Source organism: Phyllobacterium chamaecytisi (assembly GCF_020164455.1).
Taxonomy (GTDB): Bacteria; Pseudomonadota; Alphaproteobacteria; order Rhizobiales; family Rhizobiaceae; genus Phyllobacterium; species Phyllobacterium chamaecytisi.
Window position 1 is genome coordinate 61,809 of sequence record NZ_JAIQWW010000003.1, and the last position, 23,894, is coordinate 85,702.

Here is a 23,894-nt window from a genome sequence, read left to right on the forward strand (position 1 = left end):
TCAGTCACTCCGCAGGGCTGGGCGGTGTGCCGGGGCTACCACCTGTCATTGCCAAAGGCCGTTTGAAATTTGCCCCGTCACCGATTGACTCGGTTGCCTCAGCTGGGCCGATGCGTAGCAGTCGGTACACATAAATGACCCCCGCAACGGAAATGATGCTGTAGATGACTGCGAACAGAGCGAAGCTGATGGCGACTTGGCCAACTGTGAGCGAGGGTGTTACGGCATGCTCTGTTCGCAGGAGGCCGTAGACGGTCCATGGCTGTCGTCCGACCTCCGCCGTGAACCATCCGGTCAGCGTGGCGATAAAGCCCAAGGGAAAGCTGAAAAAAACCGCCCACAGCAATAGCCTTTGTCCGCTCAAGCGCCGCTTGTAGATGATCCATGAGCCATACCACGCCAGCGCCAGCATGATTAGTCCGCAACCCACCATGATCCGGAACGCGAAGAAAGGGATTACGACAGGTGGACGCAGATCCTTGGGAAAGCTCTTCAGGCCAACTTCTTCCGACGTAAAACTCATCGACCCGATTAGGCTCCCAAGATATGGGATAGTGATCGCGTAGGAGTTTGACTCAGTGGCCTCGTCAGGCCATGCGATGACGACCTCCGACGCCGGCTGCTCGTTCTCCCAGCGGCCCTCGATTGCGGCGAACTTCGCCGGCTGCTTGTCGTGCACATACTCCCCGGTCAGGTGTCCAAAGAAAATCTGGATCGGTACAAGGATGGCGGCCAGACCGAGGCCCATCCGCATCATGGAAATTCCTTCCGCTTGAAGACGTTTATCGATGAGGTACCATGCCCCGGTCGCCGCTATGCAGAAGGACGTTGTCACATAGGCAGCCAGAATCATGTGCGGGAAGCGAACCCAAACCACGGGACTGAAGATGATTGCCGACCAGTCCGTGGCGATGAAGATGCCGTTCGCGTCGATCTCGTAGCCGACCGGCCACTGCATCCAAGAATTGTTGACCATGATCCAGAACGATGAGAGGCTTGTTCCAAGCGTGACCATGGCGCAGGCGAATAGGTAGACCCAGGCAGGCACACGGTTTCGGCCGAACATCATGACGCCGAAGAAGCTGGCTTCTAGGGCGAATGCAGTGAAGCTTTCATAGCCTAGAAGCGGACCCTGGATAGGGCCGGTGCGCATCGACAGCTCGCTCCAGTTGGTGCCGAATTGGAAAGCCATGACGATTCCTGTCACGACACCCAGACCAAAGGCGATCGCGAATATTTTGAGCCAGAAATCCGAGAGACGGCGATAGATGTGACGTTCAGTGACGAGGTACATTGCGTTCAGCACCGTCAGCCACGCCGCCAGGCCAACCGTAAAAGCCGGGAAAATTATGTGAAACGAAACGGTAAAGGCGAACTGCAGTCGTGATAGAAAAAGCGCAGTAATTTCCATGGGTTAACCTCCGTTGTCGTAGTTATCGACCTTGGCCCGTGTTCGTGTGCTGGCGGCCGCACTTCGCGGCATCAACCGGCTCATGCCGGCGTCCTCGAATTTCGAATTCCAACGGCGTAATGACACCAATCGGGTCCGTTGCGTGCTGTTCGCTACTATCCCTAAGAAGTCCCGTAAGCTTCTTGAGGGACGGCGACCGCCCGTCACCGCGAGATCTGAAAGCGTGTAGATGTGGGGCCTAGGGAGAAGCCAGGCGCTGGCCACCGCAGTTAGATATTCTCGGTGACCATTTCCCAAACATCGTGACCCTTACCCTTGAGGATGGCCCGGGCGCTGTAGACGGCCATTCCGACCACGGCTTCGGGAGAGACGAACGGCGTCGGCGGGTTGACCAGCTGCATTGGGTTCACCTTGACGTCCAGAAGAGCCGGACCGGGCTGGGCGAGCCATTCTCGGATGGCACCGTCGAGGTCATCGGCCTTCGTAACAGTGCGACCCCAAAGACCCATTGCGGTCGCAACGGCACCGAAGTTGGGATTTTCGAGGTGAGTGAAGACGGGTACAAGCCCCGCAGCCTTTTGCTCGATATCTACAAAGCCGAGCTTCGAGTTGTCATAGACCACAAGTTTAATCGGAAGCTTTTCCTGTACCGTCGTGAGAAGATCGCCCATCAGCATTGTCAGACCGCCGTCGCCGCAAAGGGCAATCACCTGGCGGCCGGGTTGGGCCTTCTGAAGCCCCAGTGCCGTAGGCATCCCGCCCGCCATTGTTCCGTGGAGCATGCTCGCGAAGGTCCGGCGCTTGCCGTCCGTCTCAATATGCCGCATCATCCAAACTGCTGCTGTTCCATCGTCAGCGGCGAACAGGGCGTCTTCCGCGGCCAATTTGTTGATTATCTTGGTAAGATATGTGCCCGATATCTTCTCGTTCTTTGACGGAGTTTCGGCATCTGCCGCCTTCTTGTCCTCTTGGTAGCGGTTGATGAACTCACGCATGAAGGTTTCATCACGGTGTTGTTCAAGACGGGGAAGCAGCGCCTCGAGTGTAGCTTTGATCGTTCCGACGACTCCAATGGTGACCGGATGTCTGCGGCCGATATGGGTCGGATCAATGTCGATCTGGATGATCTTGGCTTTGTCAGGGTAGAATTGCCTCCAGGCAAAGTCGGCTCCCAAGAGGAGAAGAACATCACAGTGAAGCACTGCCTTGTAACCAGCGGCTCCGCCGATCATGCCCGTCATTCCAACGTTGTACGGGTTGTCATGAGACACGAAGTCCTTGCCGCGAGAGGTGTGGGCCATGGGTGCTTTCAACCTAGCGGCCATCGATACAATAGCGTCATGTGCGCCTTCGCATCCAGAACCAGCGTATATCGCAATGTTGGTGCTTGAGTTCAGTATGGTCGCGATCTCATCGAGATCGTCCTCGCTTGGGCGAATAACCGGCACCCTTGCGTGGACACTGTAGGGGGGCTCATCATGTACCGGTGCGTCGGCTATGTCCGCCGGCACCACAAGTACAGCCACACCGCGGCGCGTTAGAGCGGCCTGGCAGGCGGCGACGATCTTACGACGGGCCTGTTCGGGGGTCGTAATCATGTCGCAGAATACGCTGCAGCCCTTGTACACTTCAACCAGATCGACCTCCTGTATCGACTGAAATCCGAGGTCACTTCTGAAAATCTGCGTCGCGATCAAGATGACGGGCGCACGATTACGGTTGGCTTCGTAAAGACCATTGATGAAGTGCAGACTACCCGGGCCGCATGTTCCCGCGCACGCAGTCAACCTGCCCATCAACGACGCCTCGGCCGCGGCGGCGAAAGCGCCAGCCTCTTCATGGCGCATGTGCACCCAGTTGATATCGCTTTTGTCGATCGACTGAGCGATCTGGTTCATTGTGTCGCCAACAATCCCATAGCATGTCTTGACTCCCGCGTTTTGCAGGGTCTCGACAAGCATCTCCGCGACTTTCTTGCTCATTGGGTATTCCTCTTGTTAGTGATCAGCTAAAAATTCAAGTTTTTGCACCATCGTCCGGACGCAGGGGTTCGCTTCCCAAACGCAAGTTCCGATGAACTCCTGGTCTCGTGTGCTCGCTATGAAGTCAGGTCGTCAGGCCGCAGATATCGATAGACGCATCGTTCGAACTGCTCGTACCGTTTCATCAGACCCGGTTCGCAAAACGGAAGCGACTGGCTCATGAATACCGCTGCGACATTCGATGTCCGATCTATCCAGTAATGCGAATTCAGAACGCCAGCCCACCCGACTGACCCGGCACCTCTCATTCCCGGGATATCATCTTCGTTGCGTAGAAAACCAAAGGTGTGTGTATGGCGGGTACCAGGGAAGGGATCGACATCTGCGGTAACTGGAGCGCACGACACCATCCTTGAGAATGAAAGGCCGTTCATCTGGTCAGTAAACATCTCATCTATGGACGCCGATGACAGGATGCGATTGCCGTCTAGCTCGCCGCCGTTTAGGAATAGCCTCAAGAATCTCAGATAGTCCGGCGCTGTGCTGTATAGCGCAGTGCCCATGCCGTAGAATTCCGGATGAGAGGGCGGATCCATCAGGACCTCGGCAAACTCACCGTCCGCCGACCTGCCTGAGACAGCGCAAAGATTGGTCCGCGCTACATCATCCACCTCGAAATAGGTATTGCGGAGGCCGAGGGGCTCGAAAATTTCCTCAGTACAGAACTTGTCAATTCTGCGACCGTCCACTGCTTCCACAACGAGGCCCAACCAATCGATGCTCGGGCCATAGCCCCATCGGGTGCCCGGCTCGGACATCATCGGATAGCACATCGATTGGAGAGTTCCATTGATGATGCTGGGATGGCCTGTCCTTTCGATATATTCAGCCACATTCGGATTCCAGAATTCGTATTCCAGCCCCGATGTATGCGTAGCGAGGTGTCGTACTGTTGCCTGTGCCTTGGGGGGTCGTAGGATCGCTTTTCCGTCCTGATATCCATCCAGAACACCAATTTGAGAGAACTGAGGTACGATGTCGGCGACTGGTGTGTCTGGGCCTAGCAGGCCCTTCTCGATCAACATCATGATAGCTACGGCGCAGTAGGGCTTCGACATCGAAAAGATTCTGAATACCGTATTTTCGTCTGCGCGCAGTCCCGGAGCAGCATCGCCCGAGGCTCCTGAGAATCTAACTCCGTCGCTATCACAGACCATCGCGACGAGAAATGGAGCGTCCCCCATGGCTACGCTGAAGTCGACAATCCGCTGGAGCTCCAAGGATCCCGTCGATGGGAGGCTCCCGTGCGGTTGCAATATGGTTAGCTCGTTGAGCCCGTTGGCTTCGAAAGCTTCTTCGAGCGACAACATGTCCGTGTCTCCCTAACCGAGTTTCCGCGGTCTCGCCCTACTTGACGAAACCGCTAGTGACTGCTCGACAGTAGGTGAATATTTCGACCTCAAGTGAGTCGTGATATGTTAATTATTGCAAATCGCCGCTGAGGAGGCTCTGGATCGTAATGAACTCCGACGAACGTGGCATCGCACATTTCGGCCCGTTTACCCTCAATGTCGCTGAGCGGAGCCTGACTAGGAATGGGTCGATCATCCCGTTGGGCGCACGCGCGCTGGACATTCTGGTAAATTTGGTTTCCAGAGCCGGAACGATTGTCAACCGACACCAGCTGATGGATCTAGTATGGCGTGATGTGACGGTCGAGGAGGCTAACCTCAGGGCGCAGATGACCACACTTAGACGAACTCTCGGCGACGGAGAGGGCGGCAGTCGGTACATCGTCAATGTTCCCGGCCGAGGCTACAGTTTCGTCAGCCATGTCACGTGGTCCGTCGAGCGCGGTCTCCGCGAAAGTCAAAAGGCCAGGCCGACGCATTCAAATCAGATGCCACCATCTCCTATCGAAAATCTGATCGGCCGTGCTGACGCGGTCCGCGATCTGACGGAAAGTTTGCTGGCAGACCGATTCGTCACCGTGGTGGGAGCAGGAGGGATCGGCAAGACGACTGTCGCAGTCGTCGTAGCAGATCAATTCTTGAAAAGGGGTAATTTGGTTTATTTCGTCGACCTGAGCACAGTTCATGACCACACGGACATATCCTCGGCCATAGCGTCAGTATTGGAATGCCCGATGACAGGATCGGATGCAGATTTCGCGGTCGTTTCCTTTCTCGCCGGAAGAGACGCGTTGCTCGTTTTAGATAATTGTGAGCACGTTTTAGAGGGCGCTGCACGGATTGCAGTTAGGATACTAGAGGCATCGCCAAACTTGAGGTTGCTGGCAACAAGTCGGGAGCCTCTTAGGGCCTCAGGTGAAACGGTCCATATTCTTTCACCTTTGGACATCCCCGTGGAAAGTTATTTGTTGGCTGGGGAGGCGCTCAAGTTTTCTGCCGTGCAGTTGTTCATGGAACGGGCAGTATCGAGTGGTTTTGACGGTCCTCTTTCTGATGACGATGCGCCGTTCGTGGCAGAGTTGTGCCGCCGCATGGACGGTATAGCGCTCGCTATCGAACTTGCTGCAAGCCGGGTTGGTTCGTTCGGCATAAGGGGCACTGTCGAGCTTATTTCAGCAGGAACTGAACTTTCAGTCCCGAACAGGCGAGGGGTATCACCTCGCCACCAGACGCTCCAGTCAATGGTGGCGTGGAGTGTAAACCTTCTCTCCGAAGCGGATAGGCGGTTTCTGTTAAGGCTCTCTGTTTTTGTAGGTCTATTCACCCTCGAAGCCGCCGCCGCGGTTGCCGGTGATGAGCAAGACAGGCGTGAAAGTGTAAATTCAGTTATAGCTTCACTTGTCGAGAAATCGCTGGTTTTTGTAACGCTGGCACAGGGAAGTATTTTTTATCGTCTGCTTGAGACAACGCGCGCCTACGCAGCCGTTGCACTACCTAGCAAGGAAGAAAGCATGAGAATTGACCATCGTCATGCTGCCTACTATTCGCAGTTCCTCTCTACGGTCTCAGAGAAAGTCGCAACAAACGCTAGGGGGACTGCTTCCTTCAGCCCACATCTCGGCAATCTGGCCAAAGCGCTTGCTTGGTGTTTCTCGGACAACGGTGATACGGCGATAGCAGTCAATCTCGTGGCGAACGCAGCCTATGTTCTCATGCAGTTGTCGCGGTTCAACGAATGTTATCGATGGTGCTCGCGTGCGCTGGAACTGCTTCCTGGCGACCAAGCCGGCGGCCCCCTGGAGCTTCGGCTTTCGGAAGCGCTCGCGAGTTCCGCCATGTATTCTTTGGGCAACCGGGATGAAACGAAGGCCCTATTGGAGAGGGCCCTGGCGCAAGCCGAGAAACTGAACGACGATCGTCGTCAGCTGAATATGCTGAGCGAGCTGAATTTCCTCTATGCGCGACGCGGGGACACTCAAGCCGCGCTTAAAACTGCGCAGCGGATATCGATCATTGCAGGCAAGCTCGGAGTCGTCGAAGACGAAGTCGCAGCAGAAATAATGCTAGCAGTTGCGTGCCATCATGCGGGCGATCAAGCCGGTGCATTGCAACATTGTCAAGCCGGGTTTCGGGCCGCACAAGAGGGAGGCTACGCCCAACTTGATCTGATCACGGAGGCCCGCGGTCGATTTATGTTCGCTAGGGCTTTATGGCTTTGTGGGTTCCCCGATCAAGCGCTCAGCCTGGCACGAGAGAAGATGAAGGAGATGGCTCAATACGCTCACCACATCTCCTTTTGCATAGGGTTGACGTACTCCATCGCGTTGTTTGCATGGTCTGGCAACTTTGACGAAGCCGAGAGTGTCTGCGAAGCGTTGTTGACTCACGCTGACAAGCACGCGGTCGCCGATTTTCATTCAATCGCTCAGGCCTTCAAAGGTTGGGTCTATGTCGAGACTGATCGATGCGAAGAGGGCACGGAGTTACTTCGGACATCGCTGCAGGCGCTTCATGCTCAGGAATATTTCACCCTCACGCCGATGATACAGTGTTACCTCGCCAAGGGACTTTCCAACTTGGGCCAATTCGACGAAGCCGAGGCTACCGTGGAGCAGGCCATCAATACAGTCTACCAGATCGGCGACTTCAAGACTTTACCCGACCTCCTGCGAACCCACGGCGAAATTTTGTGCGCCCGGTCTGGACACGATTTTGCGAAAGCCGAGGACCAATTCCGAGCGTCTATCCGCGAAGCACGACGCCAGTCAGCGATAGGTTGGGAAATGAAGGCGGCCATCCAGTTGGCTGGCATGCTACACGGACTCCAGCGTGATGACGAGGCCCATAAAGTGCTGCGAGGCGTCTATGATCGGTTCACCGAGGGTTTTGATACAGCGGACCTCGTCATGGCGAGGACAATTCTTGGCCAGACGCAGTAGGCCGAGCATTGCGACTGGCGGCTAATTTGCAGTTATTTGCAACGTTGGACTCGCAAAGCCTGGGCGGTGCGGACAAGCTCCCAGCACCTGCCACCATATCCGAAAGCACTGTGGTGTCTGCAGCGGGGTATGGGAGTGTCAAAAGTCGATTGGCCGTGAGAGGTTCCATTTGCTCCGTGTGTGAAACAAGTGCTTTCCCCGCATTTGGATCGAGTGGGCCACTTTAGGGTGCGCTGTTGATCCGAGGAGTACGCAAATGCACGATCCCCTGCCGATTGACGCTCGCCTGTGCGCGACATTCTTGGCTCATGAGGTGAATAAATCCGCCTCTGCTGTTCTTATCAACGCGGAAGCTGCCTTACGCTGGCTGGATAAGGGCCCCGCTGATGTCATGCGCGCACAAAAGTCTCTTCGACTCTTGATCCGCAACACGGAGCGTACATGCGAAATCATCAGCCGATTCCGGGACCCGTCGTGGCTTCTGCGTTCAGACCGTGAAGCGGTCAATGTCAATGACATCGCAAATGGCACCCTGTCGCTGATGTTTTCCGAAATTGCAGATGCCAGCATCCGGGTCGAGAGAGATTTCTGCCAGAGCCTCCAGCTCATTTCGGCGGATCGCGCACAGCTGGAACACGTCTTCACGAATTTGATCGCGAATAGCATCGACGCTATTCGCGCGACGCGGCGGCGAGCGGGATATCTGCGGGTAGGCACTTATCAGGTCGACCAAGGAGGAGTGTTGATAGCGATCGAGGACTCCGGCGAGCCAATACCGGCTCACCACGTGGATCACGTTTTTGACCTCCTGCATACGACCAAGCCGTATGGATCGGGGGTTGGTCTGGCTATCTCCCGAGCAATCATAGACAATCACGGTGGACGCATCTGGGCCCGAAGAAATGATTGGGGTGAGGGAAGCACATTCCGCATGATCTTGCCGGGTGTCGGCCATGCCTCAGCAGAAGCGGCGGATAACGAATCATGAGCCCACTAACGGCGGTCTATTTTGGCGCAGGACGTCCGCGATGAGTCGTCCGAGCAGTCGGTTCCATAGGCGGAAAAAAATGATAGGATCGGATTTGGGGAGCTGATGATCGCACCAGTTGCGCTGGAGTAGTCGAACATGAGTGTACGACTTGTTTCGCAGGAAGACGCGCGTCTATTCGGTCCGTTTCGGTTCGTAAAAGCGCAGCGATCGCTGACGCGCGAAGGTATTCCTGTCCTCATCGGAGGGCGGGCGCTGGACGTTCTCGGGGTGCTGCTAGACAATCCCGGAAGCGTGGTGAGCGGGCGCCATTTGATCGAACAGGTCTGGAAAGGCGTCACAGTGGAGGATGCAAATCTTCGCACCCAGCTAACCGCGCTCCGCAAGGCTTTGGGCGACGGAATCAACGGGTCGAGGTACATCATCAATGTTCCGGGCCAAGGTTACTTGTTTGCTGCTCCCGTATCGGGCGACAAGTTGGATAAAGAGACAGGATATCAGGCGGCTTCCGAACCCGCACAATATGGTGCCCTTCCGAAACTACCTCGTTCGATCGTGGGGAGAGACGAGATAGTTGGAAGGCTTACTTCCATGCTGACCTCACGCCGGTTTGTGACTTTAGTGGGTACTGGCGGAATAGGAAAGACGACCGTCGCGATCGCAGTTGCGAATTCGCTTGTCAGTGCGTGCAAAATGGGCGTTTTCTTCATCAATCTGCAAGCTATAACGAACGGTGCGGACGTCTCCAGCTTCATCGCCTCCTCTGTCGGGTGTTTCATTCAGGGTTCGGACCCCGAGCAGTCTCTACGCACGTTCCTGTCCGGGCGCGAAACGTGCCTAATTCTCGACAACTGCGAGCATGTGATAGAGATAGCCGCTCCGTTGGCCCAGCGTCTCCTCGATGGTGTTCAATCACTGTCGATACTCGCCACCAGCCGCGAGGCCCTTAGGGTCAGAGGCGAGAATATTCTTTTGCTGCCGCCTCTGGGCCTCCCCGAGGACGGACCGATGACTGCGTCAAAGGCACTTGCTTCACCAGCAGTGCAGCTATTTATGGAAAGGGCCGCAACCGGAGGCTTTGCGGGGAGACTGACCGACATCGATGCCCCTCTGGTGGTCGATATTTGCAGACGTCTAGACGGGATTGCCTTGGCGATCGAACTGGCTGCCAGCCGCGTCGGGTTCTACGGAATACGTGGAACTCTAGAGCTGTTGAACGAAGGAAGCGGTCTACAGCTTCTGGGCACACGGACCACCTCATCGCGACACCAAACGCTCGAATCTCTTCTCGACTGGAGCGTCAAGCTATTGGCCCCTCACGAGCGGACCATCCTTTTCGAACTGGCGATTTTCGGCTCCGATTTCACCCTGGAGGATGCAGACGCGGTCGTTGGGAAGGACGGCGCGCACGCCGATGTTAGGGCTGCAATAGCCAGCCTGGTCGAAAAGTCATTGGTGCAAAATTCCTCCGATTTGCAAATGGCGAAATATCGAATTCTCGGTGTAACCCGCGCTTATGCCATGGAAAGACTCGAAACTACGGGTTTCAAAGGCCGGCTTGCCGAGCGCTTAGCCAATCACTTGAGAGACTTTTTAACACGTCTTCAGGGGCCACAGGCTGCCGATTGCTGTGACGAACTTTGTGCTTATCACATCGGAAACATACAGATTGTCCTGCCCTGGTGTTTCTCGGAAGAGGGCGACAAGGTATTGGGGATCGAAATCGCCGGGAAAGCGACTCGCCTCTTTATGGCGAAATCGCACTTTGCGCTCTGCCATCACTGGTGCAGAGAGGCCTTGAATGCGCTTCGCTCCGAACATGAGGGGACGGCGTTCCACCTTAGCTTGCTCGAAGCTCTGGCCCGATCTAGTATATATGTGAATGGCGGCAGGGAAACGAGGGTATTGATCCAGAATGCACTGGACCTCGCACGGACACGGCGGGACGACAAATGCCAACTCAATCTCCTGGCCGACTTGAACGTATTCCTCACCCGCCAAGGAGAATTCAGCGCCGCGTTGGATGCAGCGGAGCAAAGCTTTGCTGTCGCCAAAAAAATACAGGGGCGCAGTGAGACGATCCTGGCGGAATGGATGTTGGCGGCGTCATACCACTTGGCTGGCGACCAGTACGCGGCCATTCAGCATGCTGAGATCGGCCAGGCGCTGGCCCGCATCGAACCTCCGGTCAAGCTCGATTTGTTTCAGGAGGCGAGAGTCCGGTTTGCATTGGCGCGCTCTCTTTGGCTCCACGGTTATCCGGATCGGGCTCTCGCTGCGGCACGGCTTGCTGTTGCAGAGAGCGCTAAGAACCCTGAACACGTCTCGTACTGTCTGTCGTTGATATATGCGACACCCGTATTTCTCTGGTCTGGCAAGTATGATGAAGCCTCACCTTATATCGAGATGGCCATCACTCAGGCGACCAAGCAGGGCTTGAGCGCCTTCAGGTCGCTTGGGCAAGCGCTAGCGGGGGAGCTTTTGGTTTTAACTGGCAAACCGTATCTCGGCGTAGAGGTCTTAAGAGAGGCAATCGATGGTATGCAGGCCAACCGCAATGACATCGTGGTCTCCACGACGTCTGCTGTTTTAGCAAATGCTCTGGCTGCCTGTTCTAGGTGGAACGACGCGCACGCCGTTGTCGACGCTGCCATCTACGCCGCGGAGCGCCGTGCGGAGAAGATATGGATGCCTGACCTGCTCATGGCGAAAGCGGGGATCCTTTTGCGGCAAGTCAATCCGGCAATACCCCAAGCTGAGGCATTGCTGATGCGAACTATGGTGCTTGCGGAACAGCAGTCGGCTCTTAGCTGGCAGCTGCGGGCTGCAATTCCCTTAGCGAGATCATGGACCGTGGCGGGTAAAAGGTCGCAAGCAATCGAGCTGCTTACTGTCCTTCTGAGCCGTTTCACAGAGGGCTTCGAAACGTCCGATCTAGTTTGCGCACGCATGATGCTGGCATCCTTGCAGACCATCAAAGCCACCGCGTAAGGCAGACCGCACACTTTCTGCCGTGTTTGCGACGATGTCACTCTCTCACTCAAGGAACTCCCCACCGCCTGTCGGATTTGCACCTTTTTGCAATACTGAACTCGCTACATCGGCCTAGCGGCGTCACTTTGAACCGATGAGAGCCGTCGTGAATGATTACGAGCTTCAGGACGGGAACAACGCCCCCAAACACGAAAGCTCATTATCCAACATACAATCAAGGAGAAATCGGCATGGATTTGCAACTCGCTGGCAAGACAGCCTTAGTTACGGGCGCGACCGGCGGGATCGGCCTCGAGATCGCGAGATCGTTGGTTGCCGAAGGCGCTAGCGTAGTCATCCCTGGCAGAAACAAACTGCGTTTGGCAGCCGCTGTTAACAACATCGGACTCAGCAGCGGAGGAAAAGTTAGAGGAATCGACGCTGACACATCGACTGCCGCGGGAGCCGCCGTGGTTGCCGAGGAACTGCCCGAAGTGGATATTTTGATCAACAACCTGGGAATATATGAGGCAAAGCCTTTCGCAGAGATATCCGACGAGGATTGGCTCCGTTACTTTGAGGTCAATGTAATGGGCGGTATTCGGCTATCTCGCGCTTACCTTCCCGGGATGCTGAAGCGGGACTGGGGGCGGATAATCTTCATCTCGAGCGAGTCAGGCCTGATGACGCCTTCCGTCATGGCTCATTACGGCATGACGAAAACAGCGCAGTTGGCCGTCTCTCGCGGATTGGCGAACGAGACCAGGGGCACGGGCGTAACTGTCAACGCAGTCCTGCCCGGCCCCACACGCTCGGATGCGAGTATTGAATTTCTAAGGTCGCTGTCGTCAAATCCGGAGGCAAGCGAAGCCCAAGTCGAGAGCGAATTCTTCAGGACACATCGTTCGATGTCTTTGCTCCAACGGCTCATATTGCCTGAGGAGATCGCCGATCTAGTGGCCTTTGTGTCGAGCCCGCGTTCCGCTGCAACCAATGGAGCCGCGATACGGGCCGACGGGGGAGTCATCCCAACCATTGCCTGAAGTCTCCACTGTGCCGAGCCCGTCGAGGTACAGTGGGAAATTTGTCACTACAACCGGGGCGACTTGAACCGGTACCGCGGCATCGTTAGGTCCCGGTTCGACCCCGTGTGACGTATCGAAAAACAATGTATCGCCGAGCAAGGCGCCGGCAATCACCACGCAAGCGCACAGTGTGCCCGCCCTGGAACAGACGGGTGAGCGCTTCTGTGCGGACGATGGTTCTTGGGCTCGATCCATAGCTGTGCTCCGGCGTCTTTAGGACGCGTTCAAGGGGTCGGGTAGGAAGCCCGAAGTGAAGTAATGCCTCAGATGTCCCAGGACGGCCGTATCGGACAGCCGCTGTCGTCATTGTGCCGAACGAGATTTGGTCCGATTTTTCGGCACAAGAATTGGATATCAGCAGCGTATTATCGGCCGCATCTATACAGTGGTCTAGGTTGGAAACGTTATTGGTCGAGACCCAACCAAGTAATGGAACACCAGCTCCGTTCGCGGTTCAAGCCACGCGCCGGTTCACAACTGCCAATTCGGCGTGGCCTACCTGCATCTAAGTATAGTGTTAGGTCCTTGGCGCACCGGCTAACCTCTATATCCAAACGAAGGAGGTCCGACATGTTTATGCCACCACCTGCCATGCCAAAATCGCCGTTCAACCAGAACGTATGCTGTGTTCTGGTCGCCGATCCAGCAATCGATCGCAATTCAGACCTCGTCCGGCACCTCGTCCGCAGCGGCTACTTCGTCAAACTGTCGACGACATTGGAGGAGAGTCGCTCATTTATCTCTTCAATTCCGATTTCTTTTGCGTTGATCGAGCTTCGCTTTCAGGATGGCGACGGATTCTCGTTGATCGAGGATGTCCGAAAAAACAACCCGAATTCACGTATTCTGGTCCACAGCGCGTTTTGCAATATTTCAGTCGCGGTTCACGCCGCCATGAGGGGAGCAACTGACGTCCTGCCGAAACCGATCAAGACCGAGTTTGTGCTGCAGCTTCTGCTTGGACAGTATTGCAGCAAGGCCCTTCTTCCAGATGTGCTTCCCTGCCCAAACGCAGTGCGTAAGGAGCATATCCGAACTGTGTACTCAGCATGCAACCACAACGTAGCGCGGGCGGCGCGCGCGTTGTCCATGCACCGACGGACACTTCAAAGGTTGCTCGAGCGGACCGAGATGTTGGTTTCCCCTTGATAGCCGCAATTCGTCCTGCAGGGGTAGGGCGACATGCTCAGATCGTGATAGAAACAAATGTTCCAGAATTTGAGTTGGTCTCAGGCCATCGTTGATCCTACCGTTCAGGCGGGGACGCTCGCTGTCGTGGGGGTTTTTACCACGCGTGTCGGTATGCGCGGCTTTCCCAAAATAAGGTTCGCTGGCCAAGTGTTCTTCTTCGTGGCGCTTACCGTTCTCCTCCTCTATCACGGGATCGTTCCTTACCAGGAAGAACCTCAGGCTTCCGAGGCGTTCGAACGCATATTCATTGCGTTGGCAAAGATCATCTGGTGGATCTATGCCGCCTCAGCCCTCGTCGGATTTGTTCGGGTGTATCTGAGGTTCGAGGGCCAGCCAAGGGAGGGACGGCTTGTCCAAGACCTTGTCGTCGGACTCATTTATCTCGGAGCAACACTATCGGTCGTAGCCTATGTCCTCGGGGTACCAGTTGGAACGTTGATCGCGACGTCGGGAGTATTCGCAATCATTCTCGGCCTAGCGATGCAGAGCACCCTAAGCGACGTTTTTTCTGGGATCGCACTCAACCTTGGTCGGCCGTATTCAATCGGCGACTGGATAGTCCTGAATGACAAAATCGAAGGGAGGGTTGTGGAGACCAACTGGCGATCCACCCATCTTCTGAACTCAACGAACGATCTCGTCGTCCTTCCGAACAGCTTTCTGGCGAAGGTCGGTTTGACAAATCTCAGCAGTCCGGACCGCAGCCATGGCGTCAGTCTGGAAGTGGAGGTAGCTCCAACGACCATGCCCAGTATGATATCGGCCGTGATGACATCGGTGCTGCTCAACAGTACAAAAAGCCTGCCTGAACCTCCGCCGACTGTACAGATCAAAGGTATCACCGCAACTGCGCTTGAACTCGAGCTGTCGTTCCGCGTACGGGACATTTCAGAGGTTCCAGCAGCGAAGAATGAGTTATACGACCTACTTTACAGGCACCTGAGAGCGGCAGGTTTGGTACTTGCTGGCGCCGAGGCGGCACAGAGTACCCCCGGCGATAGAATCGAAACCACAACCCAAAGAAAGAAAACACCACTCTCGCCTTTGAATGCCGTTCCGCTGTTCTCGTCGCTCACCGATGAGGAGAAGGAAATTCTGGCGCGCTCTATGAAACGGCGATCCTTCAAGAAAGACGAGCACATTATCGAACAAGGCGATACTGCCTCATCGTTGACGATCGTTCGCGCCGGAGCTGTGTCGCGCCATGCGGCAGGACGGAACGAGGGAGACGGAAGTCGGACGGTTGGCTCCTGGTGAATACTTTGGCGAGACAGGGTTTCTTCTCGGGCGTCGGGGAGGCGGCCACGCTTCGTGCATTGACCGCAGTTGTAGTCTACGAGATTGATCAGTCTAGCCTTGCCCCTCTGCTGCAGGAACGAGCAGCTTTAGCGGAAGAACTCGCGTTGACGTTGTCACACCGTGTTGAGTACGGTCTGTCCCTTACAAACAGGGGCATGACCCAGAAGGGCAAATCCGTCCCGTCGCTAGTTGCTAGGATCAAGAGCCTCTTTGAGGTTCCGCAAAGCGAACTGTGAGGCCTGTGAGAAGCGCTAGCCTTACGGGTTGGCAGAGAGCTCGATTGAGCGCCGGTAGTCATCCATTCGCTTGGTGAAGCTTTCCTTGTCGTCAAGATTTGAGCTTCGCTCGCGAGCGAGCCCGCAATGGAATGTGTACCTGCTGCCGGTCAAAGGGTTCGCGAACTGAAGAGCCATGACTACCTTGTCATCGGAATCGCTGAAGAAGGAGTGGATCAAGGTGAACATTATGGTCTCCGTGGTTCGTGTTTGCTTTCCCGTATCATGCCTGTGAGGCCCGCCGGCCGTAACCATACTTGGGTCTAGGTAAGCCCTGCCGATGATAGGACACGCCCCCGGCTAGGATAAAAAAAGAGGCCATCCAAGGGCGAAGGATGGCCTCCAGTGGGTCGCGGTCCGCAGACTTCGACGCAGGGGAGCAAGTCGAAGTCTGAAATCGGCCGAGGCTAAGGTCGGCCACCCGCCTCATTGGGAGGAGAGGGATGAGGCGGTGAACAAAGACTACGGGGAACGGGGCGCGGCCGAAACTATACTAAGGTCGTTAAGGACCTAAACGCTCATCTGATATCGCGCCGAGTATTTCTCAACCAGGATACGGACGTCGCTCAATCCGAGCCTTTCAATCACATGGAGAACATCATGCTTGTCAGAAATCTCATCGCTGCCACTGTACTTGGGTCGGCCCTCTGGGCAAGCGCGTCGCATGCTGAGGGCGTCGCGGTCGGCAAACTCGATTGCGATGTGTCTTCGGGCATAGGCGCGATCGTTGGATCGAAGCAGGATGCGACCTGTGTATTCCAGCCATCAGGACAAGGCGCGGCCAGCCAGTATACGGGAACGGTCACAAGCTTCGGCCTTGACGTTGGCACTATCGATAAAGCGCGTCTGATCTGGCTTGTGTATGCTCCGACACATGGCCCGCAAGGCGGACTTGAAGGCACCTATCGCGGCGTGGAGGCAAACGTCAGCCTTGGTCTGGGCGTCGGAGCCAACGCGCTGGTCGGAGATGGCAGAAATTCGTTTACCTTACAGCCGCTGTCCATTGAAGGGGAACAGGGTCTAAACCTTGCCGTAGGCGTCTCCGAGTTCAAACTTCGTGCACTTTAGCTGCGTGAATGGGCGTTCGAACTTCAAGAATGGACTTGGCCAGGATGAAGGGCTGGGGGAGGCAGCGGCGGTGCACCCCCAAGGGCACATCAATCGCGGTGACACGTGTTGTTGTAGTTGTTCTTTCACGGACAACAGGAACGGGTGGCGGGAGTTCGAAAGGCGATCATTTAGCCGCCGCCGGCTTCTCTATGAAGCCGCACTGATACCGCGCAGTGATAGGCTATGCGCAAGCCGCTACCACCGGAAGTTCCGAGGACGCTTACGACCGACATCGACAGAACCAACAGGATCACGAACAAACAGTTGCTCGCGGCAAAGGACGTACACCGACGCTCATTGGGATTGGGAAGGCTCGGGGCCATCGATCTCCCATCTTCACGGGTCGTCGGCTTAAACAGATGAAGGACCCGTCATGGCCGACACCGAGCCAAGAACGATGGAAATCAGTGTCGGGAATGATGTGCAAGGCATACGGGCGCGCCTGCTGCGATGGCTCGTCCTGCGAAGCGAGGCGGCCACGCTTGCCATTATCTACTCCGTGGCCACTGGGGTTCTCTCCGGGTTAGCTGGGATGGCGCTGGCGCTTGTGCTGCACTGGGTGCAGCACAGGGCGTTTGGCTACAGCCTTGCAATAGTGACCGGCCCAGAGAGCTTTCTTGAAGGTGTCTCTTCGGCATCCAAGACCCGGCGTATTGCTGTCCTGACAGTCTGTGGGCTTATTGCCGGCCTCGGCTGGTATCTGCTCCGCAGATTCGGTCGTCCGCTAACGAGCGTCAGTTCTGCGGTCAAAGAATCTACGAACTTGATGCCAGTCGCGGAAACAATGATCCACGGTTTGCTCCAGATGGTCACTGTGGCGATGGGGTCGCCGCTCGGCCGCGAGGTCGCCCCGCGCGAGTTGGGAGCGCTTCTCGGGCAGCATGTTGCACGGTGGGGCAAAGTGTCGGACGAGGATTTCCGACTGCTCGTGGCATGCGGGGCGGGTGCCGGCCTTGCTGCAGTCTACAATGTACCGACTGCCGCGATGGTCTTCATTCTAGAAGTGCTAGTCAAACGCGTCAGCCTGAAAATACTGCTGTACGCAGGTACCAGCTGTACCACCGCCGCTTGGGTCGCTCGTGCCGCGCTTGGAGCTGATCCGCAATATTCTATTCCCGCCTATGGAGTCGACGAGCCTCTCGTGCTGTGGAGCCTGGCTTTCGGCCCTCTTCTGGGCGCGGCCGGCTATGCATTCAGTAGGTGGACGGAAAAATGCACGCGAGCCGCGCCATTGAAAATATCGCAGGTGTGGAAGAGTGCCCTTGCGTTCTTAATTGTCGGCATCATATCGACGGTCCTTCCACAATTGCTCGGCAATGGAAAAGGTCCGGCCGAGCTTGCCTTCTCCGACAACCTTTCCCCTGGGCTAGCTTTGCTGCTAATTGTCGCGAAGCTTCTGTCGCTGACGCTCGTTCTCAGGGCCGGGGCGAGAGGAGGGCTGTTGACACCTGGGTTCTCGTTGGGAGCCTTGATTGCGATAGCCATTGGCGGGTTGATGCAGCCATGGATGACTTTCGCCACTGATGGAACTCTGGCGATCGTCGGCGCCGCCTCATTTCTTTCGTCATCAATGGCGATGCCTTTCACGGCCATCTTCCTCTCGATGGAGTTTTTGGATGCACCGCTGCCGTTTCTGCTGCCCATCACGATTGCAGTTGTCTCCGCGTCGGCCGTGCGATTGGCCCTCAAATCTGCGTTGGAGCGGCGGGCGGCGGCTACACCAATGGCGTTTACACCCTCTCGTTGATCAAGATCCATTTTCCCAATCTCGTTGTCCGCCTACCGGGGACATCGTGCGCTAGGCTGATTCCGAGCAGGGCTAACCTTTACAGCAATGGGCAACGGTGCTGTCATGGGAACCGAAGTGTCAACCGGACCGAGATCCGGTGACTTCAGCGGAAGTTGCAGGATTGGGATGTTGCCTGAAATGGAGAAGGTCGTGGACATGTGCTTGCCCGGCTGATCCATGATGAGGATGGCGTGCGCATCATCATCTACATGGTCGTCTATCCGGTGAGATGCTACGTAGGGTCTTATCGAGGTCGCGGATGACGGGGAAAGAGACTCCCGCGGTGATGGCGTTCCGTAAAAGCGCCAGGCTGGCGTAGCGTCATCTTAAGGTTCAACAGGTGTTCGCGAAGAAGCGAGTAGCCTTGTTCCCACAACGCCACACGGGTACGGTCGAATATCGACCTATAGCGAGCCTCGCTCTCCTTGAGCGTCTTATTGATCGAAAGCAAGGTGAGGAGTGGGGTCTCCGTTTTGAGGAGCAGCTTTGTGGTAACGGATAGTGCCGCGAGCGCGACGATCAACCGAACGATCGATTGAAAGTCGACGTGGGCAAGCTTTAACAAGATTGGGCGAAGATAGGAGCCGACGCCAATGAGCGCGAGCGTGCTCTCGGCTTGCGTCCGTCGTCGGCGGATGAAACCCGAGCAGTCGGAGTTTTACCGAGGTGCGGGCGCCTACTGATGCGCATTTCTTCAGCTTCGAAACCTGTTTCACTTCCGTAAGCCGAAATGACAACGCCTGTCTTGACGGTCCTCGCTGGCCCGAACGGGCAGGGAAATCCACGATTTACGAGATCATCACTTCTTTCTACTTTGCGGTGGTTGGGAAACTTGGGCGCAGGCAGGTTAAAGCCGCGTTCAATTGTCTTGGTGGCGTGCCCTTGTTACCGCCATCACCCTAAACTCGTATGAGCCTTGCTGCGGCGGGAGCCCGAAGACACAGATTGTCGAGCCAACATCCCGCTTTGTAAAATCGTAGACTCCGCCGCAACACCCGCACCTATCAGCGGCGAACGGCTAACTCAAGGCAGTTGATTAGCGTATCGATATCTACGGGCTTTCCTAATACGGCGAGCGCGCCGCCGCTCATGGCGATGGCTCTCGTACGCTCATCTTTATAGGACGTCACGAAGATCATCGGCGGCCTGCCGGAGTGCTTGTTAAGTTCAACCTGTAATTCGATGCCACTAAGACCGGGCATTTTGACATCGACAAGCATGCAATCAATTTCCGAGCGTGGTTCGAATTCCAGGAACTCTTCCGCAGAAGAAAACAGCTTGCATTCGTAGCCGCAGGATTTGACCAGGTCGTCCATTGCTTCTCGGATCGTTTGGTCGTCGTCTACGACCGCTATGGTGGGAACTGGGGGCAAAGCACCAACCTTTTTAATTTCTTATGACCAACTTATTATGCGCTCGAACCTGGCTACACGATACCATACTAAGATACAGGTGGGTGGCTCGACCCGGCCATGATCTCCGCCTTTTTCACAAGGTCGACTACGGTGCGGGCTTCCATTTTCCTCATGACATTCCCGCGATGAAGCTTCACGGTCACCTCGCTGATACCCAACTCGAAAGCGATCTGTTTGTTCATCAAACCCCTGATTACACAGCCCATTACTTCGCGTTCTCTTGGCGTAAGGGTCTGTGCCAATGAGGTGACCGCGTCGTTCTGGGCGTTCTGCTGTCGGCGAACCATGTCCCGGTCAATCGCGGTTGCGACCGCGTCGAGGATATCCTGGTCTTTGAACGGCTTTGTCAGAAAGTCGACAGCGCCGGCCTTCATCGCCCTCACGCTCATTGGTATGTCACCAAACCCCGTCATGAAGACAATCGGCATCTTGTTGCCGATCCGCTCGAGCTGGCCCTGGAAATCGATACCGCTGACACCGGGCAGCCGGACGTCCAGAAGAATGCAGCCATGTCTGCTGAAATCTGCCTCAGCCAAAAAAACCGACGCGCTTTCAAATGCCTGCGCTTGAAAGCTCATTGACAGGAACAGGTCCATCAGCGCTTCCTGCATCGATGGATCGTCATCTACGATGAACACGACCGGCTTGTCCTTGGGGCGATTGCGAATATCAGGCATGTTCTACCTCTGGCGTGATCAGCAAGTGCACTTCAAACATGGCCCCGCCGTCGGGATGGTTGCCGCCGTCTAACTTTCCACCACGGGCCTCCAGCCTGCTTGGACAAATCGAGATGGCCATTCCCATGCCCGCACTTTTGGTGGTGAAGAAGGGGGCGAAGAGCTTGTCTTTCGCCTGATCGGTAATACCGGGTCCGGTGTCGCGTACGGTAACGCTGATGCGCTTTGTATCGAGCTGGTCAGTTGCCAGGGTGATGGTACGCTCATCGCAGGCTGCCTCGGCTATAGCCGGTATCGCATTCGTGATGAGATTGATCAAAACCTGCTGCAGCTCAATTTTCACGGCGGTCACGGGCGGAACTTTCTTCGAGATTGAAAGCTCACTGCCGTCCCGCTTCGCTGAAGCTCATGCTCCATAAGCGCTAGCGTTTCATTGAAGAGATCATCGCCATTGACCCGCTCCAGCTTGCCGTTTTCATGAGATAGGAACCCTCGAGTATTCTGTAGGATCTCGCTGGCCCGTTGGCTGTCGCGGATAATCCGTTCCGCCGATCTGGCCACAGCGTGTAAATCCGGTGGCTCGCGACCAAGCCACCTCAGAAGCGTTTGCGCATTGACGACGATCGCACCAAGCGGCTGATTGAGTTCGTGGGCAAGGGATGCCGACAAAGCGCCAACGGTTGCTGCCTTCGATGTCTTTGCCAATTCCGCTTGAGCTTCGGCATGCGCTTTCGAAGCCATTTCACACTGGGTAGTGTCGACCATGCTGACCACCACCCGATTAAAAGCCGCCGGGTCTTCGGGAAAACTTATGCTGAGCAAGACCAGCTTCTCGTCGCCGTTGTCCGCCCTCGCTTCGACTTTGTCCTCAAAGACCTTCTCTCGATCCATGATCGCCTGAAGGAAGCTGAGGAACTTTTCCTGCCCTGGAATGATCGATCGCCGTAGCGCATCGACCGATCCGCCCTCCGGACCGATCATTTCGCGCGCCGCCTCGTTCGAGTTGACAACCGTGGTCAACCCGATGCAGTGATCGAGAAATGTCGGATTTGCCCGGGAATGGGCTTTGAGGTCATCGACGCCCTGGGCTTTCAGTTCCATGAGATAGACGCGGAGTTTTGAGTAGTCGCGTTCCCAAAGAGCGACGCGTGTTATCGCCTTCGCGCCGTTTTCACAGAATTCGAAGGACGACGTGTGCTTCGGGTCCGGCCAGGCGCAACCCAGGCAGTCGAAGTCTTCGGGCTGGTTTGCCTTTAGAAGCGTCGGACTACCCTGCGCGACGACCTGCTGATGCGCCAGTGTCTTGGCGGCGGCTTTCCATGCGTCCCAGCCGCCGGCGGGGTGATAATACTTCTCAATACCTGGGGGACGGTTTTCCTTCATCTGCAGGCTCCTTGATGCTCGTCGTCAACTTGATTGTCGGGCGAAGGATAGCAACGCCTTTGTTGCGACGACACTATACTCTGGAATAGGGCGATTGGAGGGAAAAGGCCGCCTCCGGGCGGGGTTGAAGGCGGCCTTTTTGGCAGACCTTAGGATCAAGTCCGCGCCATGGGCGGGGGAGGGAACGCCAGGGCATTTAATCGCCGTCGAGGGTAGGCGATGAGGAAAAGCTAGTCCGGATCGACGTGCCGCGACACTACACTTAGGTACAAGTCGTACTGTACCTGCGAGCGATTCACGATCGGTCACGGGCGTGGTTATTTGGAGCGCGATTAAAGAGCCACCGATGTCGGTTGACTCACAGCTGAACAGCCAAGGAGCCTGAAATGGACAGAGATGTAGCCGCCGCCCGCAGAGTTCTTCCGCTTAAAACGCCGACCGATCTCGGATCGAACTCGGCAAAGGAAATCGCAGTAGCGCTCACAGCGCTCTTGGCTGATACCTTTACTCTCTATCTCAAGACCAAGAACTTCCACTGGCACGTCTCGGGCCCGCATTTTCGCGACCACCATCTTATGTTGGATGAGCAGGGCGCGCAGATTTTCGCGATGACGGACGACATCGCCGAACGCGCCCGCAAGATCGGGGGTACCACGCTTCGATCCGTCGGGCACATCGCCCGTCTGCAAAGGCTCCTCGACAACGACGCCGACTTCGTCACACCGGACGACATGCTAGCCGAACTTCGCGACGACAACGAGCAACTCGTGGTCATCCTGCGACAGTTGCATGAACTGACTTCGTCAGCGAATGACCATGCGACGACCAGCCTCATCGAGAACTGGATCGATGAAACCGAACGGCGCCACTGGGTCCTTTTCGAAACCACACGGCGCGCCTGACGGCCGCCGCAGAACTCACAACGTCAACTGCAAAGAAGAGCAATCATGAGCGATCATTTCATCAAGACCAAAGACGGCGTCGACATCTTCTATAAGGACTGGGGTCCGAAATCCGCCCAGCCGATCGCTTTTCATCACGGATGGCCCCTGTCGTCCGACGACTGGGATGCCCAGATGCTGTTTTTTCTCCAGCACGGGTATCGGGTCATCGCCCACGATCGACGTGGCCACGGGCGCTCCTCCCAGGTGAGCGAGGGGCACGACATGGATCATTACGCCGCGGACGCATCGGCCGTCGCTGAGCATCTCGATCTACGCAACGCCGTTCACATCGGTCATTCCACGGGCGGCGGCGAAGTTGCTCGCTATGTAGCGAGGTTCGGCGAGCCACAGGGCCGTGTGGCCAAGGCCGTGCTGGTAAGTGCCGTGCCACCGTTGATGGCAAAGACGGAGGGCAACCCAGGTGGGTTGCAGATGGAGGTCTTCGACGGCCTGCGCGGCGCACTTGTGGCAAACCGCGCCCAGTTTTTCCTCGATCTGCCAACTGGGCCGTTCTACGGTTTCAACCGGCCGGACGCGAAGGTATCCGAAGGCGCTATCCGCAACTGGTGGCGCCAGGGAATGCTGGGCAGCGCCCAGGCCCACTACGAGGGCATCAAGGCGTTCTCCGAGACTGATCAGACGAACGATCTGAAAAGCATCTCCGTTCCGACCCTTGTGCTCCACGGGGACGACGACCAGATCGTGCCTATCGGGATATCCGGTCAAATCTCCGTAAAACTTCTGAAGAATGGCAAGCTGAAGATCTACAAAGGCTATCCGCACGGGATGCTAACGACGCATGCGGACGTCATTAATCCCGATCTGTTGTCGTTCGTCCGGGAATAAATCGGGCAAGATAAGTCCTCCGCGGATCATCGGGTTGATCTTCAACTCGCAGGCTGGAAAAGTCAAAAATCCAATACAACAGGGAGGCGCGGTGAGGTTCACATCGATCCACCGGGAGATAGCATGAAGGGGCAAGCAGCGTTGTATGACGGAGCAGTCCAATATGGTCCATTCC

General features: G+C 56.1%; 17 protein-coding genes and 2 pseudogenes. 10 read left to right on the top strand and 9 right to left on the bottom strand.

Going from position 1 to position 23,894, the window contains the following annotated elements; all coding sequences use genetic code 11:
* Positions 1-4: 4 nt before the first annotated feature.
* From LB462_RS05880 to LB462_RS05890, 3 genes are all read right to left on the bottom strand, one after another.
* The gene (locus LB462_RS05880) at positions 5-1,411 is read right to left on the bottom strand and encodes a cytochrome ubiquinol oxidase subunit I (protein WP_224506428.1); all 1,407 of its coding nucleotides are present in this window, start codon (positions 1,409-1,411) and stop codon (positions 5-7) included.
* 269 nt (positions 1,412-1,680) lie between these two features.
* A complete protein-coding gene (locus tag LB462_RS05885; RefSeq protein ID WP_224506429.1) occupies positions 1,681-3,393 on the bottom strand; it encodes a thiamine pyrophosphate-dependent enzyme in 1,713 nt (570 codons plus the stop codon).
* A gap of 116 nt (positions 3,394-3,509) precedes the next feature.
* Positions 3,510-4,763 (bottom strand): serine hydrolase domain-containing protein, encoded by a 1,254-nt coding sequence (locus LB462_RS05890; protein WP_224506430.1) that lies wholly within the window; start codon positions 4,761-4,763, stop codon positions 3,510-3,512.
* 149 nt (positions 4,764-4,912) lie between these two features.
* Here LB462_RS05890 and LB462_RS05895 point away from each other — a divergent pair, with 149 nt between their 5' ends.
* The 6 genes and pseudogenes from LB462_RS05895 to LB462_RS05920 all read left to right on the top strand — a co-directional run bounded on the left by LB462_RS05895 (position 4,913) and on the right by LB462_RS05920 (position 15,516).
* Positions 4,913-7,744: an ATP-binding protein gene (locus LB462_RS05895; RefSeq protein WP_224506431.1), complete on the top strand. Its 2,832-nt coding sequence runs from the start codon at positions 4,913-4,915 to the stop codon at positions 7,742-7,744.
* A gap of 256 nt (positions 7,745-8,000) precedes the next feature.
* Positions 8,001-8,732: a sensor histidine kinase gene (locus LB462_RS05900; protein ID WP_224506432.1), complete on the top strand. Its 732-nt coding sequence runs from the start codon at positions 8,001-8,003 to the stop codon at positions 8,730-8,732.
* Between the two features lie 138 nt (positions 8,733-8,870).
* Positions 8,871-11,723, top strand: coding sequence for an ATP-binding protein (locus tag LB462_RS05905; RefSeq protein ID WP_224506433.1), 2,853 nt, complete (start codon positions 8,871-8,873; stop codon positions 11,721-11,723).
* A gap of 233 nt (positions 11,724-11,956) precedes the next feature.
* Positions 11,957-12,748 (top strand): SDR family NAD(P)-dependent oxidoreductase, encoded by a 792-nt coding sequence (locus LB462_RS05910; protein WP_224506434.1) that lies wholly within the window; start codon positions 11,957-11,959, stop codon positions 12,746-12,748.
* A gap of 612 nt (positions 12,749-13,360) precedes the next feature.
* The gene (locus LB462_RS05915) at positions 13,361-13,939 is read left to right on the top strand and encodes a response regulator transcription factor (RefSeq protein ID WP_224506435.1); all 579 of its coding nucleotides are present in this window, start codon (positions 13,361-13,363) and stop codon (positions 13,937-13,939) included.
* A gap of 57 nt (positions 13,940-13,996) precedes the next feature.
* Positions 13,997-15,516 (top strand): annotated as a pseudogene (locus tag LB462_RS05920) (mechanosensitive ion channel family protein).
* 21 nt (positions 15,517-15,537) lie between these two features.
* Here the strand turns inward: LB462_RS05920 and LB462_RS05925 are convergent.
* Complete coding sequence (locus LB462_RS05925) at positions 15,538-15,744, bottom strand: hypothetical protein (RefSeq protein ID WP_224506436.1); 207 nt, start codon at positions 15,742-15,744, stop codon at positions 15,538-15,540.
* 411 nt (positions 15,745-16,155) lie between these two features.
* Between LB462_RS05925 and LB462_RS05930 the strand changes: the two genes are divergently transcribed.
* Both LB462_RS05930 and LB462_RS05935 read left to right on the top strand, forming a co-directional pair.
* Positions 16,156-16,623 (top strand): DUF992 domain-containing protein, encoded by a 468-nt coding sequence (locus tag LB462_RS05930; protein ID WP_224506437.1) that lies wholly within the window; start codon positions 16,156-16,158, stop codon positions 16,621-16,623.
* A 415-nt stretch (positions 16,624-17,038) separates the two neighbouring features.
* On the top strand, positions 17,039-18,412 hold the full coding sequence (locus LB462_RS05935) for a chloride channel protein (RefSeq protein ID WP_224506438.1): 1,374 nt from the start codon (positions 17,039-17,041) through the stop codon (positions 18,410-18,412).
* 1,046 nt (positions 18,413-19,458) lie between these two features.
* Here the strand turns inward: LB462_RS05935 and LB462_RS05940 are convergent.
* From LB462_RS05940 to LB462_RS05960, 5 genes and pseudogenes are all read right to left on the bottom strand, one after another.
* Complete coding sequence (locus LB462_RS05940; protein ID WP_224506439.1) at positions 19,459-19,827, bottom strand: response regulator transcription factor; 369 nt, start codon at positions 19,825-19,827, stop codon at positions 19,459-19,461.
* A gap of 68 nt (positions 19,828-19,895) precedes the next feature.
* On the bottom strand, positions 19,896-20,546 hold the full coding sequence (locus LB462_RS05945) for a response regulator transcription factor (protein WP_224506440.1): 651 nt from the start codon (positions 20,544-20,546) through the stop codon (positions 19,896-19,898).
* Positions 20,539-20,898 carry an ATP-binding protein gene (locus LB462_RS05950; RefSeq protein WP_224506441.1) on the bottom strand — a complete coding sequence of 120 codons (360 nt, stop codon included), beginning with the start codon at positions 20,896-20,898 and terminating at the stop codon, positions 20,539-20,541. Before LB462_RS05950 ends, LB462_RS05945 begins: the two co-directional genes overlap by 8 nt.
* Positions 20,895-21,647 (bottom strand): histidine kinase dimerization/phospho-acceptor domain-containing protein, encoded by a 753-nt coding sequence (locus LB462_RS31390; protein WP_370637085.1) that lies wholly within the window; start codon positions 21,645-21,647, stop codon positions 20,895-20,897. The genes LB462_RS05950 and LB462_RS31390 overlap by 4 nt, the downstream gene beginning before the upstream one ends.
* Before the next feature lie 30 nt (positions 21,648-21,677).
* Positions 21,678-21,929: pseudogene (locus LB462_RS05960) on the bottom strand (CbbBc protein); the annotation flags it as partial.
* 386 nt (positions 21,930-22,315) lie between these two features.
* On the opposite strand from LB462_RS05960, the gene LB462_RS05965 reads away from it, so the two are divergent.
* The gene (locus tag LB462_RS05965) at positions 22,316-22,831 is read left to right on the top strand and encodes a Dps family protein (protein WP_224506442.1); all 516 of its coding nucleotides are present in this window, start codon (positions 22,316-22,318) and stop codon (positions 22,829-22,831) included.
* A 45-nt stretch (positions 22,832-22,876) separates the two neighbouring features.
* Positions 22,877-23,719: an alpha/beta fold hydrolase gene (locus LB462_RS05970; protein WP_224506443.1), complete on the top strand. Its 843-nt coding sequence runs from the start codon at positions 22,877-22,879 to the stop codon at positions 23,717-23,719.
* Positions 23,720-23,894: the final 175 nt, after the last annotated feature.